This window comes from Legionella norrlandica (assembly GCF_000770585.1).
GTDB classification, from domain to species: domain Bacteria; phylum Pseudomonadota; class Gammaproteobacteria; order Legionellales; family Legionellaceae; genus Legionella; species Legionella norrlandica.
The window spans coordinates 1-13,998 of sequence record NZ_JNCF01000068.1; the positions used below are offsets into that span (position 1 = coordinate 1).

The window sequence follows — 13,998 nt, forward strand, 5'->3', positions numbered from 1 at the left end:
AACATCACAGGAATACGCACTATTGGGGCAACCGCGTCATTGCTGGTCTAGAGGTGTCCCCCACCTCAAAATTCAAGATGGGGCATATGGGACAATATAGAGGACTAACAATCAAAGCAGTTCTTCAATATTTGGGATAGAATTGTAAGTAAATGATGGCATAGAGTTAGATTTTTTGTTCGAGGAATGATTCTTAATCAGTTTTTTATGTCGATGTTCAACGCTCTCCTTTTGCGAATAGCCAGACTTTTGACCGTTAAGATATTCCAATACATATAACCGGAACGTATTGTAACTTGCTGTAAAGCTTCCCTCATCCCGAAGCGTTTCCCATATGGCGGTCATTGGCCAGCCTTTTTCTAAGGCTTCGGATATGTCATCTTTTAAGGCTAAAAATTCAACTTTATTTTTTCTGGCTGGCGTTTTTTGCTGATTTTGATCAGCAGCCATCATAATGTCTATCAAGGATTTTTTCATAATCTACTCTCTGTAAAATGGTTGTTCAATCCTTTGGTGTTTATTATTTTTTTTATTTATTTTGGTCTCTTTTACTTCCTCTCAAAGTCCTTTTTGGTTATTTATCAGACCTTTTTTATTTATTCCCGTTTATTTTTGATTATTTTCGTTAATAATCGTTTAAGTTCCAAAAGGAACCTTAAAATAACCCTAAGTGAATACCAAAATAAATTTCAAAATACAGGGCAAGATAGGTGAAGTTAGCTAACCTGCAAGCAGGTTACCTAATTCACTTAGCTTATTCGCACCTGCGGTGCTCAATGTATAAAACATAAAATCCTCCCAAAAAGTGCCCAAATAATTAACTATTCAGCATCCAGTACTTTTTTAGAGAAGACGTACAATCGTGGCGTACCTACCCCTTTGATTCTTGGCTTGTGGGATGCTTTACCGTCATTGGTTGGAATCAACCAACCGCACTCTAATAATATTTTGGTTACTGTACGTTGATCAAAGCCCTGACAAAGCTCATTTTTATACACTTCAGTCAATACCATAAAGCGGCGAAAACCTTCATCATCAGTTCTATAAAAGCCTGCTCGATTAACTACTTTCTCATTATTAGGAGCGTTAGCGTTATCAAACCGGCTCGCACCATGCAGCTCAAAGAATGCCCTTACCTGCGCTTTAATGGCACGGTCTTCTCGATTACCCTTATCACCAAAAGCAAGCAACCATGCTTTAAAGCATTTCTTTGCCGCGGCGTAGGATTCACCTTTCTGCCAACCAGTCAGATTAAATTGGGTAGCAAGCTCACCCGCCGCGCCCACCAAAGCAAAACGTCTGGCAACGCGGATGACTTGACCGGTTACATCCGAATCAATAACAGTATCGACAAACTGCTGAATCCCTTGGTTAAGCAACCGAGCAAGAACATCTTGGTTTGTGACCACTTGCTGAAGCCATGCATCACCCACTGCCCCATAATACTTGCTTGAATAGTTCTTAAGCGTTAGTGCAAGGCTAGCTGGGCTTAGTTGTTGATGTAAGGTTTCAAATAGTCCCATGCCGCAACCCGCGTCAGCTTCAATATCCGCTAAGCGAATTTCTTGCCCTGCATTACAACGTTGGCCAATTCGTGCCATTAAAGTAGCAAGAGACTCTTCACCTGCAGATAGAAATATCAAAGCCCATTTATTCGCTGCTTTGATCGTACCTAACTTTGAAGCTCTATTCTTGCCTTGGCCATTTGCAAGCAGATAAGCAGCTTCACCCGCCTCACGAGGATCGAGCTGACTGAGCTCATCAAGAATCAATAAGCCATCGTTATGCATTGCTGCCAATCCTTCTAAGCCATTAGCAGTGGCACGCCATAAGCGTATATATGAATTAGGTTTACCCCATACCGATGCAGCCACATTCAGTGCCGTGCTTTTGCCAGAAGATGAAGCCCCCCGAAAATGAAAACCACCAGAGTCTTCACCAGCAAGTCGTGCAATGGTTGGAGCAAAGGCACTGGCAATAGCAAACACCAGTCTTGAATTACCTATGGCAAGCTTGGCGATAGAGTTTTTCCATTCTTCAGCACTCCCTGAGGTTGATAGTGATGATTCAATGGCATTGGTATTTTGAAAAACGATTTTTTCTTCCGATTGGCCAATAGCCTGCTTAGGTGTAACAAATACTTTGTTATGCCAACCTAACTTATCTACACAACGTGCTCGCGCTTCTACCGGAAAGACTTGCACATAAGATGTTAATAAATCCCGTGCATGATGACCTGGCGAAATGGTTAAACCTAATCGTACTAACTCACGCCGTACATCTGAGGCATCCCCTTGTAATAAGGCCAGTGGCATTGCCCATTGGTGTGTTATACCATCATCATCTTGCCATTCTAATAAGCGGCCCCATTCACCATTATGCGCATCACGCGTTTTTGCAGTTACGTATAGTGGCGAGCAGATCCACCGTGGGGCAAGTTCATTGCCATCTTTGTCTATACCCAAATAAAATACGCCCAGATTGTTTATCTGAAACTTGCCACCGGCATAGTCACAGTAGGTTATTTGCGATTGATGGTCTGCTTGTTTGACTTTTGCATCAAAAGCGATGATCTGATTGTTGCTCATAATATTCTCCAACATATGCTTGCAAAGACGACACAAGGCAACCTTTGCTGATATTTAATTCCAGACAAGTTGATGTGTGCTATGAATAGCTTTGTTGACTTGTTGAGCTATAAATTTTCTGTTGAATATATTCGAGAACATCGCTTTTGCGATATAGAACTTTGCGACCAATTTTGATGTAGGGGACACCGCCACCAGCCCAACGATTACGTTCAAGCAAGTGAGTAGAACAACTTAGAACTGCGGCAATGGTTTGTTGATTGAAAAGAGCTGATTGGGGGGCTAACTCAAATTCATTTAATAGGTGTAACCGAGTTGTTTTTGGTGAAGACATGAATACCTCCGTTTCATAATACATTCAGCATAGAGCTGACTTTTTAATGTATTTTTCATTATGCAATCCTTTGATTAATATTATTTAACAAACACAGCACACTGTATTAAACAGTTGAGCGATGCTTGCGACTCTTTTCCTGCCCATTAGGAATGGTTAGCAGGTTTGGCTTTAACTTCAAGCTCGACCAGAGTATTGCTGGTTTGCTAAAACTCTGTCAAGCAAAAAATCTCGAATTAAACGAGGTGTTATCAAATGATATTGATTGATACTGAAAATCTCTTTAAAAATGAAGGTGTCCCATGCGCCCCATGGTTGAAAAATAAGGTAGGGACGTGTCTAGCCCAGTAATGACGCGGATGCCCCACTTGTCCCCTTTGTCCCTCACATTTTTCTATTTTTGAATAAATGGTGGATACAACTTACTAATGCAAGATACTATTTATTTTGCATTTTATAAAACTTACACTCAACGCCATGCCCAAAACCAGTTTTGTAATACTCCATGCCGCTTTTTTCCATCACGCGATGAGAGGCTTTATGATTTAATGGGGCAAAGGCAAGAATATAATCTTTGTTAATATTATTTTTGCTCCATGATAGCAAGGCATTTAATACTTCCGAGGCATATCCTTTTCCCCATAATTTTTTAACTATTAGATACCCAACTTCAACCTCACCTGTATCCAAAGGGCCAAATCCACAACGGCCTAAAAACTCACCACTTTTCTTATCTAATATAACAAATCCAGGAAGTCCTTTTGTTTTATAAAAAGATATAAACTCTTTAAGCCGCTCTGCAGTTTGTTCCCTATTTTGAGTACCATCTGGAAAAAACTTCCTAACTTCAGGATCTGAGTTTAACTCAGCAATATTATCTAAATCAGAAAGTTTTATCTGTCTGAGCAAAGTCCTCTCAGTTTCAATTTTTAGAATCATGCTGGCATCCGGTTTATCCCTACATTTGTCACGAAGTATAATATAAAACGTGACAGCATTAAATTTAGACTTGTATTAGTAAGTAATTGGCTAGCTATTCATATTTTTTTTCAGAAAATACCTAATGGCTATAAAATCAACGAATGTCCCCTACGCCCCACACAAGCAAATTAAGTTGGGGACGGCAATAGCCCAGCAATGACGCGGGTGACCACTTATCCCCTTCGTTCCACCTTTTTCATCATTAAAAGCCAAGTGGGTTTTTAATTCTCTATATTCCATTTTGGACGAGGTTATATTCCATATTAGACAGATGTAACTTTATGTTTAATAATTATTTTTACTATTTTTACAAAAATCATGACACAATAAACTATAATTCCAACAACCGAATAAACTATAATATCAACAACATTATATACTATGATTTCCACAACATAATATACTATAATTTCTACATGCAACTATAAATTGAAATATTATGAAACCATCAGAAAAGCTAGCGCAATCACTAGAAGTTTTACACAACCTACAAAAGCAAGGTAAGTACGCTATCCAATCAAAAGATATAAGCCGTACTCATAGAGAACGACTTGTAGAAAATGCATTTTTAGAAGAGGTTGTAAAAGGTTGGTATGTACCGATAAAACCTGATGAACAAAAAGGGGAAAGTACGGCTTGGTATGCTTCTTTCTGGAGTTTTTGTGCTTCCTATTTAAATGAACGATTTGGTGACGAATGGTGCCTTTCCCCAGAACAATCTTTACTTCTTCATTCAGAAAATTGGACTGTGCCTAAACAACTAATGATACGCAGCCCCAACGGAACAAACCGTAATATGGAGTTGCCTCACAACACAGCCTTATTTTCAGTACAATACAAAATGCCAGCTGCTCAGGATATAGAGATTAAGCAGGACATGCGAGTTTATGCAATAGTCCCAGCATTGATCTATTGTTCACCTAAATTTTTTTCTCAATATCCAACTGAGGCACGCTCTGTTCTTTCAATGTTTAATAGTGCATCTGATCTTCTGCATTATTTATTGGAAGAAGGACATTCTTGGATAGCAGGAAGGATTTGTGGCGCACTTCAAAATATTGGCAAATCTCACGTGGCAGAAGAGATCAAAAAAACCATGGAGAGTGCCGGTTATCAAATACGAGAAGAAGATCCATTTTTAACAAATACACCGATAGATTTTTCCGCAACTTATAAGCCAGCTTATCGCAGTCGTTTGGAAGTTATGTGGCATGATATGCGCGATACAGTTAGAGAAAACTTCCCTAGCCCACATCCTACGACAATTGATATTAAAAGATATCTAGAACAAGTTGACGAAAATTATGTTTCAGACGCCTACCATTCTCTATCTATTGAAGGTTATCAAGTAAGCCCTGACTTAATTGAAAAGGTTCGTTCTGGACAATGGAATCCCGATACTACAGAACAAGATCGAAATCACCGTAGTGCATTAGCCGCCCGTGGATACTGGCAAGCATTCCAAGCAGTAAAAAAGAGCCTTATGGAAATATTGAATGGTGACAACCCCGGAAAAATAATACAAAAAGAACATGGGGATTGGTATAGAGAATTATTTCAACCTAGTGTTGCTGTCGGTCTTTTAAAACCAACTGATCTGGCAGGATATAGACGAAGTCCTGTATTTATACGTCAATCAAAACATATTCCTCCACGTTGGCAAATTGTTAGTGAACTAATGGAAGAGTTTTTTCAGTTAATAACCCAGGAAAAGGAACCTTCTGTTAGAGTTGTTCTCGGACATTTCTTTTTTGTTTATATCCACCCTTATTCAGATGGTAATGGCAGAATTGGACGTTTTCTGATGAATGTTATGCTAGCAAGTGGCCATTATCCATGGACTATTATTCCTGTGGAGAGAAGAAACGAATATATGGAAGCACTAGAACAAGCTAGTGTTGATCAAAATATTATTCCCTTTACTAAGTTTATTGCTAGTTGTATCAATTCATAAACAAAGTCAGAGATAGGAAAGGCGTGGATATCGTGGTTTTTGGTGTCTTGCACGATAATGGTCAGAGAAATTTTTTACTACATCAAAATTCTATTCCCTCTTTGTCACGAATTAGAGTATAAAACGTAACAAAATTAAGTTTGAAAAATGATCCTAGTCCCCTAAGTCCCAATTTGAAAAATCAGGTAGGGACGGAATTGGCCAGTAATAACATAGATGCCCCACCTGTCCCTATGGTCCCAGATATATTTTATATTTTTGCACTTAACAAAAAGAGATTAATCTTTTTTATCAAAATAATAAAATGAAATGTCAAAATCTGATTTTTTTTCATTAAAGGGATCTGCAACGATAAAATACTGATAAGCATTGGATGCAGTACCCGTATTAGATAATGGTGACTCGATACATAGATAAGTTTGTTTTCTAGAGTCTACTATTTTCCACCATCCCGCAACCTGGGCGATGGCTGTTGTTGATTTTATGGATGGGTTAGTGGAATAATTATTAGCCGATTCTAACTTAACCTTATGATCAGCAATGATTAAATAAGCTTTATCATCACATGTTGCTGAACCGTAAATCTTGCCATTAATTTCCGTATCAAACTGATTTTTACAGTTAGTCTCTGAATCTTTATTATAACCAATCCCTTCAATTTCAGTCATAAGGACAGATTTATTTGCTGGACTATTGTTTTTACATGATTGAATAACTTCAACGGGTGGCATCGCATGTAATATTCCATACATGAATAAAAAAACCAAATACATGCCTATTTTTTTTATATACATTGCTTCGCCCCGGTAGCTAAAAATTCTTTACTTAATTTCCAAAAAATTGTTTTATTATGTCCCGCAGTCGATACATAAGTATGGCTAAAATACTTACCATTCCTCCCTTTTTTATGGAATGGTTTAGGCTCAGTAACATCAAGTACATTGTGTTTTGGGTTTGAAAATTTAAATCCGTATTTATATCTATAGGCAGATGCTCCATTTGTTTTTACATCTACCCCATCCCAAAAACATCCGCCATTTGAATAGTCTGCCCCATTCGACAAAGCGTTCCTAGCAGCTTTATAGGCTAATTCTACTCCATTGCTGTTAATATTACACATCAAATTATAGTACCGTTCATTTTTTGTCTTAAGGGCTGTGGCATAAGCAAAGTTAGGATCTTTTGAAATTAGTTCACTGACTGATTTATATCCATATGCTTTCATTCTTCGCAAAGTAGCACTCGCAATTCCTGCCATTTCTTCATAATCATTGCTCCAATGTGATTCGCCATAAGCAACAGCAGCTAATAATTGTTCTTCAGAAACACTATCAGGGTCAGAAATACAAGGTCGATTTTCACGAGTACAAGTTGATTTATCCGCAGCTAATGTCCAGCTTTGATCTGGGCACGAGGGAAAATCATCGCAAAAATTATGAGGCTTATTGAAATAACTAATTGATCCATTCGCACAGAACCATGTATCTGCTCCAATTATCATATTATATGTTGGTAATGAATGGCAGGCAGGATCTACACTTCTGGAAGGAACAATACCCCAAAAAAACTATCTCCCATTTTTTTGCAGGCTTCCTCGTAATCATGGCCCCAAGAAATATCTCAATCTTTAGGGTTATTGAACAGGTAAATGGCTTCAACAGGATAATTAAAAACCATTACTGGCTTAGTTGATTCAGCAAATACCTCGCCAGAGAAAATAATTAAAAACATCAAAACTGTTTTTGTAATTCTCAACCAATTTACTAACATTAAATGCCATTAAAACAAAAGTGCTTATATTTTAACATAATATTTTTCTTTAGATGCACTCTGTTTATAAAATGCTGATAATTCTGCACATTGAAACATAGCCCTTATTAAGAGCAAAATTCCAATATTTTAATTTATTCGAATTCTCATGTTGAATTTTCTTTACATAAGTAAAATTCAAGTATACATAAATACTATATAATTATAGGATTTCCGTATACTTAATTAGATGAGCTTTATATTTAAGGAATGTTTTGTTCCCAGATGGTTTCCTATATGTCTGCAATAGCAGTATTCAATTATTAAATTTGATTCCGTTTGAATAGGTCTCTAAGGAAAATTTATCATCTTTCAAAATTAAAAGTGCATGCCCATCAACCACATCAGGAAGATTAATATTCCACAATTTTTTATACCAGGATTCATCCCTATCAATAGGCCTTTTTATTATCTCATAAGCCAATGTGGCCTCATCTGTAAGGCGACCTTGCTGATATTGTTCTTCTATTAAATCAATATCGCTCTCTAGCCAATCTAAAGATTCATTCATCTCCCGTATAGTAAATTGATTCCAAGTACAGGTAAACGGTGCACCCATATGACCACTGATCCAAAAGTTGGGCATAAAATGCATAATAAGACGAGATAAAAGCGGCTCTTTCCCTGGACTGACATGAGAAACAAATATTGAAGGTTTGCTTTTATTTTTAATCCGCTGATACAAAACGCCAAATTGATGTAATGCTGTCCAGACCTTCCCCCCATTTCCTGCAATGGGTTTATCGAATAGCTTTTTACTGACCAAAAAATTTCCGCCTAAGCCATAAAGAGAAAATTCAAACTCATCTTCACTGGTGTGAAATTGATAAAAGTGGTGTTCGTCAAGCATGTGTAGATTTTCAACACTGAGACTGGTGTTTAATTGTCTTAAAATTTGCACGTCCTCATGGTTTCCCCAAACAGCATATACTGGAACTGAGAATTTCTTTTCACCAGAGATATAATCTGGAAAATCTCCTAGCAATTGATTTTCTTTGACGATTTCTATTAATCTTTCTCGATTAGTTTGTTTATCAACTTCATATTGCCGCCAAACTGGCGAGTGGGATACTAACAAGCGTAATTCCCTTGGACTGAGTCGATAAATGCTCTGCTCATCATAAAATCCAAAGTCACCAGCATGAATAACCATATCGGCTTGAGTCTGGTTCACTTTTTCGTTGATGATATCCAAATTACCATGAGTATCGCTGATTAATAGAATTTTATGCATAAGAAGCTCATTATCTTAATTTTATTCAAGTTATCAATAGTCATGAGTTTCATCATACATAGAAATCATGTGACTGATAATGTCAACTAATCCCATTAATTCATGAGACTCATCATCCTTGACTATATCCAACAGCTGATCAAGGACATTAGCCAGCTGATTATAATCCTCCGTACTTTGAGGCACACGTATTATTGGTGAGATATATTTCCAGTGTTCTATTAGTTCATTGATATTCATAATTCAGCAGTCTCCATCATATGCTCAAGTATAAAATTAGTTACTTGTTGCATGGGTTTCCTCAATCGCTCAACATCTTTCATGATATACCCTGCTGTAACATCATTATTCATTTTATGATTAAGCAAGCGCTTTAAAGCATATGCTGGAAGATCTAGACTATCAGCAACAGTAGCAAAAGTTCTTCTTAAGTCGTGCAGAGTAAATGGAACGCCAGATAATTCCACCACCCTATTCACCGCCTTTTTAGGTTCATAGATATAGCCCGTTTTACTTTCCGCTGGAAATACAAATTCACTGGTTTTATTCCGGCTTCTGCGCTCCATTAACTCATAAACAAAATCAGACATAGGTAATGTGTGGATTTCGTGGTTTTTGGTATCTTGCAGGGTGGTAGTTTTGGATTTGAGATCAATATCTTCCCAACGCAAAGAGGCAGCTTCCATTTTTCGCATGCCGGTGAATAAGAGTAATAAAAAATAATCATGCCACAATAAGGCGTTGCGGTAGTTGTCTGTCTCAACCAATACAATGACTGCTTTATAACAGTCAGCTAATTGATGGGGTTTGATGACGGTTTGTTTTCGATCCACTCGATACCATGCCCTGGTATGTGATAAGTATTTGACTGGATTAATAGTGATGATTGGATGACCATTGCCATCCTGATATTCATACATGGCGTAATTAAAAATGGCTCTTAATACTCTCATAGCATTATTGGCACGTGCTTTACTATTTACCTGACCGTGCTTAGTATGCCGCTTGGCAATCATCTCGCGGGTAATATTCACCAGTGGTTTATCAAGCCAATCAGGTACTACTTCATGCAATACACATTGATAATCGTTTAAGGTGCGTGGCTTTAAATCTTTTCTTGCTTTGAGGTAATCATTCAATACCTGCTGTAAGGTCATGGCATGAATTTTTTTGGTTTTCTTTTCTGTTATCGGATCATCACCTCTGGCAACACTACCCAACAGACTCTTGGCTTGTTTTCTGGCTTCTTCAACCGTCAAGTTGCCGTATTTGCCTAACGTCACTCTTTTAACCTTGCCGTTGATTCTGGTTTCAACGATGAAATTTTTAACACTACCTGAGGTGATTCTTAAAGCAAATCCCTTTAAATCGTTATCACGATAAAAAGTTTGAGTTTTGCCTGGAATATGCTCGAGTTGATAAGGGTTTCCCACTAGTCTCCTTTGTCTCTCTCATTTTTATAATCCATAATGGACGAATTTTTGAGCCTAAACCAATGACTCTTTTGCTATTTCCCAAAAAATTTACCGCGATAACAGTAATTTTTGGATTTTAGAATAAATAAATACACAGAGAACAAGGAAACCGATAAAATTTACCGCTATAACAGTAATTTATGGCGATTTAATGCAAAAAAACGAAATAATTAATTTATTTTAATTGTTTTTACTGCTATAACAGTAATATATGATTAATTTATGGTGTTCCATGCCCACACACGAGATTGCTAATTTAGTCCATTACTACCGCAAACAAAGCGGCTTATCGCAGCAAGAATTAGCCCGGTTAGCGGGTGTCGGCAAGACGGTGATATATGATATTGAAAAAGGAAAAGAATCGGTACGGTTGAGCACATTGCTAAAAATATTAGATGTTTTAAATATCCAAATGAAATTTGAAACGCCTTTTCCTCAAACGATGGATAATAATTCATGAGAAAAGCATGCGTATCAGTGAATGGCATTAAGGCTGGAACACTAGAAGAATTACAAGGTGGAACATATCAGTTTACCTACTTTGATGATTATCACGGTGCACCTGTGTCACTCACCATGCCGTTAACAAACAAGGTTTATGACTTTGACGTATTTCCACCCTTTTTTGAAGGGTTACTTCCCGAAGGCGTTATGCTTGAAGCACTATTACGTAAATATAAAGTCGATAAAAATGATTATTTTGGCCAATTAATAATAGTCGGCCAAGATGTCGTAGGCGCAGTGACTATTGAGGAAGTATGATGAAACGCTGCCCTATTACTTATGAAATAATCAGTGACCAAGAACACTATTCGCAACGTGGATTGCATTTGCTTTCCCCTCAATTAAAAACCCTTAATCCATTAGATTTAAGTGCTGATGAGCAAAGGAAAGAAGCAATTGCTCGAGTAGGAAAGATGTCTATTCAAGGTGTTCAAAAGAAACTAAGCGCAAAACTAAAGATTAAAGAGGGATGTTTTGAAATCGTTGATCAAAATGGTCAATATATTTTAAAACCACAAAGTGATATTTATCCTGAATTGCCTGAAAATGAAGCCATTACTATGTCCCTTGCCAAAACCATTGGCCTTGAAGTACCTGTTCATGGTTTAGTTTATTCTAAAGACAACAGTTTTACCTACTTCATTAAACGTTTTGATCGAATAGGCCATAATAAAAAGTTAGCTTTAGAAGATTTTGCACAACTATCAGGCGAAGATCGACATACAAAATATAAAAGTTCTATGGAAAAAATAATTACAGTTGTAGAACGATTTTGTACATTCCCAAAAATTGAATTCGTGAAATTATTTAAGTTGACGTTGTTTAACTTTCTGATCGGCAATGAAGACATGCATTTAAAAAATTTTTCCTTGATTACCAGGGGCAAAAAAATTTGCATATCACCAGCATACGATTTACTTAACTCAACCATCGCTCAAAAAAACACCAAAGAAGAACTGGCTTTACCGCTAAAAGGAAAAAAAAATAATTTAACAAAGAGTGATTTTCTTAAATACTTTGCCGTTGAAAAATTAGGATTAAATCAGAACGTCATCGATGGGATCGTACAGGAGTTCCATCAGGTAATACCAGAATGGCGAGAGCTGATTGGTTTCAGTTTTTTATCTCAACCGATGCAGGAAAAATATCTCCATTTGTTGGATGAAAGATGCGAGCGATTAAATTTTTTTAATTAACTAATATCCGCAGTCTCCATCATATGTTTAATTATAAAATTAGCTAATTGATACGGTTTGATGACGGTTTGTTTTCGATCCACTCGATACCATGCCCTTGTATGCGATAGGTATTTGACCGGGTTAATGGTGATCGAAAAATCACCGCTCAGGGAAAAACAACTCGTTCTATTATTGAAAGACGCTAAACATGCCTTGTCGTAGTTGCTAACATCTTTTTACACTAGATTATGGTATTACCCATCAAATACTCGTAATTCGCGAACTGCGAATTATAAAAGCTAAATAGGAAAAAAATACAGCTAGAAAATCTGCAATATAAATGTCCCCAGCGTCCCAAACAGGGAAAGTGAGGTGGGGACAAGTTCAACCCAGTAATGACAAGGGTACCCTACTTGCCCCCTTGGTCCCAGAGATTTTTTATAAGCAAAGTTAGGATCTTTTGAAATGAGTTCACTGACTGATTTATACCCATATGCTTTCATTCTTCGCAAAGTAGCACTCGCAATTCCTGCCATTTCTTCATAATCATTGCTCCAATGTGATTCGCCATCAGCAACGGCTGCTAATAATTGTTCTTCAGAAACACTATCAGGGTCAGGAATACAAGGCCTATTTTCGCGAGTACAAATCGATTTATCTGTAGAGTCCAACTTTGCTCTGGGCACGAGGGATAATCATCGCAAAAATTATGAGGTTTATTAAAATAGCTAATTGACCCATTTGCACAAAACCATGTATCTGCTCCAATTATCATATTATATGTTGGTAACGAATAGCCGGCAGGATCGATACCTTTGGAAGGAACAATACCCAAAAAAATCTATCCCCATTTTTTTGCAGGTTTCCTCGTAATCATGGCCCCAAGAAATATCTCCATCTTTAGGGTTATTGATCAGGTAAATGGCTTCAACAGGATAATTAAAAACCATTACTGGCTTAGTTGATTCAGCAAATGCGAGGCTTTAAATGCCAAAGCAAGACTGGCTATGCAAGACAAAGGTTTTGTTGCTAAAGAGAGCTTTACCTATTTTTCTCAAAATAGAGAGCGTCAAGTACGGTTGGCAAGAGGGGATCGCATTTTGTTCCGCCAAAATGATAAAATACATGGTGTTAAAAATGGAGATTTAGCGACCATTACCGAGATTCACGAAAAAGCCTTTAAGGCCCTTTTAGATGATGGCACCCAAGTGATCATTCCCAACACTTACCCTCATATTGATCATGGCTATGCCATAACCGTTCATAAATCTCAAGGAATGACTGTTGATTGTACCAGCGTATTCATCGATAACCCTTATTGGGATAAATCCCTTGCATTTGTGACAATGACGCGTCATCGAGAGGGTCTTCGGCTTTACGTCAATAAAGAGCAAAGAATAGACTTTAGACAAACATGCCGATGCCTTGTGAGACTCAGCAGCAGGGGCGTGTAATTTACGCTAATAGCCTGATCTATCTAACATCCATCTAACATCCATCTAAAATCTATTTGATTTATTGAGTTAATTTGAATAAAATATGCTCATTATTATTCAAAGTGGGTAGGAATTATGTCTTTAGATGCAGGATTTAAGTCGGTCATTTCAGCTCCAAGTATTTCCATGAGCACCATCAAAGAATATCTGAAAAATGGCGCTAATCCTAACATAACGAACAATAATGGAGAGACCCTGCTTTATATTGCAGCGAAAAATAACTGGTGCACAGAAAACTATCTGGAGTTAATTCACATTTCTTTAGAAACTAAAAAGCTTAACGCTAACGACTTTTCCACCGCCCTTGGCTACTACCTTTCCTATGCTAGTGCGATTGATTTAGATATTGTTAAAGCGTTCTTTGACGCTGGCGCTAGCCGAACAAAACTAATAATAAAGGAAGTTCAATTTTCTATCTTGCCGCAAGGAATAACTGGAGCAAACA

Annotated in this window: 17 protein-coding genes; 6 read left to right on the forward strand and 11 right to left on the reverse strand. The window is 37.4% G+C overall.

Features of this window, described 5'->3' with window-relative positions; translation table 11 throughout:
• Positions 1-111: 111 nt before the first annotated feature.
• The 4 genes from OK13_RS11870 to OK13_RS11885 form a co-directional block, all read right to left on the reverse strand.
• Positions 112-477, reverse strand: a complete 366-nt coding sequence (locus tag OK13_RS11870; protein WP_035891036.1) for a TraK family protein — start codon at positions 475-477, stop codon at positions 112-114.
• 344 nt (positions 478-821) lie between these two features.
• A complete protein-coding gene (locus OK13_RS11875) occupies positions 822-2,588 on the reverse strand; it encodes a DUF927 domain-containing protein (RefSeq protein ID WP_035891038.1) in 1,767 nt (588 codons plus the stop codon).
• Positions 2,589-2,667: 79 nt separating this feature from the next.
• Positions 2,668-2,922 carry a MerR family transcriptional regulator gene (locus tag OK13_RS11880; RefSeq protein WP_035891040.1) on the reverse strand — a complete coding sequence of 85 codons (255 nt, stop codon included), beginning with the start codon at positions 2,920-2,922 and terminating at the stop codon, positions 2,668-2,670.
• A gap of 438 nt (positions 2,923-3,360) precedes the next feature.
• Positions 3,361-3,861: a GNAT family N-acetyltransferase gene (locus OK13_RS11885; RefSeq protein ID WP_027269474.1), complete on the reverse strand. Its 501-nt coding sequence runs from the start codon at positions 3,859-3,861 to the stop codon at positions 3,361-3,363.
• 481 nt (positions 3,862-4,342) lie between these two features.
• Between OK13_RS11885 and OK13_RS11890 the strand changes: the two genes are divergently transcribed.
• Positions 4,343-5,857, forward strand: coding sequence for a Fic family protein (locus OK13_RS11890; protein WP_035891044.1), 1,515 nt, complete (start codon positions 4,343-4,345; stop codon positions 5,855-5,857).
• Between the two features lie 278 nt (positions 5,858-6,135).
• Here OK13_RS11890 and OK13_RS11895 read toward each other — a convergent pair whose 3' ends face one another.
• The 6 genes from OK13_RS11895 to OK13_RS11915 all read right to left on the reverse strand — a co-directional run bounded on the left by OK13_RS11895 (position 6,136) and on the right by OK13_RS11915 (position 10,333).
• Positions 6,136-6,651 (reverse strand): hypothetical protein, encoded by a 516-nt coding sequence (locus OK13_RS11895; RefSeq protein ID WP_035891045.1) that lies wholly within the window; start codon positions 6,649-6,651, stop codon positions 6,136-6,138.
• Entirely contained in the window at positions 6,642-7,358 is a 717-nt protein-coding gene (locus OK13_RS11900; protein ID WP_241480552.1) for a hypothetical protein, read from the reverse strand. The genes OK13_RS11895 and OK13_RS11900 overlap by 10 nt, the downstream gene beginning before the upstream one ends.
• Before the next feature lie 119 nt (positions 7,359-7,477).
• Positions 7,478-7,627, reverse strand: a complete 150-nt coding sequence (locus OK13_RS15500) for a hypothetical protein (protein ID WP_241480553.1) — start codon at positions 7,625-7,627, stop codon at positions 7,478-7,480.
• 295 nt (positions 7,628-7,922) lie between these two features.
• Positions 7,923-8,900, reverse strand: coding sequence for a metallophosphoesterase family protein (locus OK13_RS11905; RefSeq protein ID WP_035891047.1), 978 nt, complete (start codon positions 8,898-8,900; stop codon positions 7,923-7,925).
• Positions 8,901-8,933: 33 nt separating this feature from the next.
• Entirely contained in the window at positions 8,934-9,140 is a 207-nt protein-coding gene (locus OK13_RS11910; protein WP_035891049.1) for a hypothetical protein, read from the reverse strand.
• A complete protein-coding gene (locus OK13_RS11915) occupies positions 9,137-10,333 on the reverse strand; it encodes a tyrosine-type recombinase/integrase (protein WP_035891051.1) in 1,197 nt (398 codons plus the stop codon). The genes OK13_RS11910 and OK13_RS11915 overlap by 4 nt, the downstream gene beginning before the upstream one ends.
• Before the next feature lie 274 nt (positions 10,334-10,607).
• Between OK13_RS11915 and OK13_RS11920 the strand changes: the two genes are divergently transcribed.
• From OK13_RS11920 to OK13_RS11930, 3 genes are read left to right on the forward strand one after another with little or no spacing between them, the layout of a single operon-like run.
• Complete coding sequence (locus tag OK13_RS11920; protein ID WP_035891053.1) at positions 10,608-10,835, forward strand: helix-turn-helix transcriptional regulator; 228 nt, start codon at positions 10,608-10,610, stop codon at positions 10,833-10,835.
• Entirely contained in the window at positions 10,832-11,137 is a 306-nt protein-coding gene (locus OK13_RS11925) for a HipA N-terminal domain-containing protein (protein ID WP_035891055.1), read from the forward strand. Before OK13_RS11920 ends, OK13_RS11925 begins: the two co-directional genes overlap by 4 nt.
• Positions 11,137-12,075 (forward strand): HipA domain-containing protein, encoded by a 939-nt coding sequence (locus tag OK13_RS11930; protein ID WP_035891057.1) that lies wholly within the window; start codon positions 11,137-11,139, stop codon positions 12,073-12,075. Before OK13_RS11925 ends, OK13_RS11930 begins: the two co-directional genes overlap by 1 nt.
• A gap of 302 nt (positions 12,076-12,377) precedes the next feature.
• On the opposite strand, the gene OK13_RS15505 is transcribed toward OK13_RS11930, so the two are convergent.
• Positions 12,378-12,743, reverse strand: a complete 366-nt coding sequence (locus tag OK13_RS15505) for a hypothetical protein (RefSeq protein WP_241480554.1) — start codon at positions 12,741-12,743, stop codon at positions 12,378-12,380.
• Between the two features lie 321 nt (positions 12,744-13,064).
• Between OK13_RS15505 and OK13_RS11940 the strand changes: the two genes are divergently transcribed.
• Entirely contained in the window at positions 13,065-13,511 is a 447-nt protein-coding gene (locus tag OK13_RS11940) for a hypothetical protein (protein WP_035891059.1), read from the forward strand.
• 117 nt (positions 13,512-13,628) lie between these two features.
• A partial coding sequence (locus OK13_RS11945; protein ID WP_035891060.1) for an ankyrin repeat domain-containing protein occupies positions 13,629-13,998 on the forward strand: 370 nt, incomplete at its 3' end.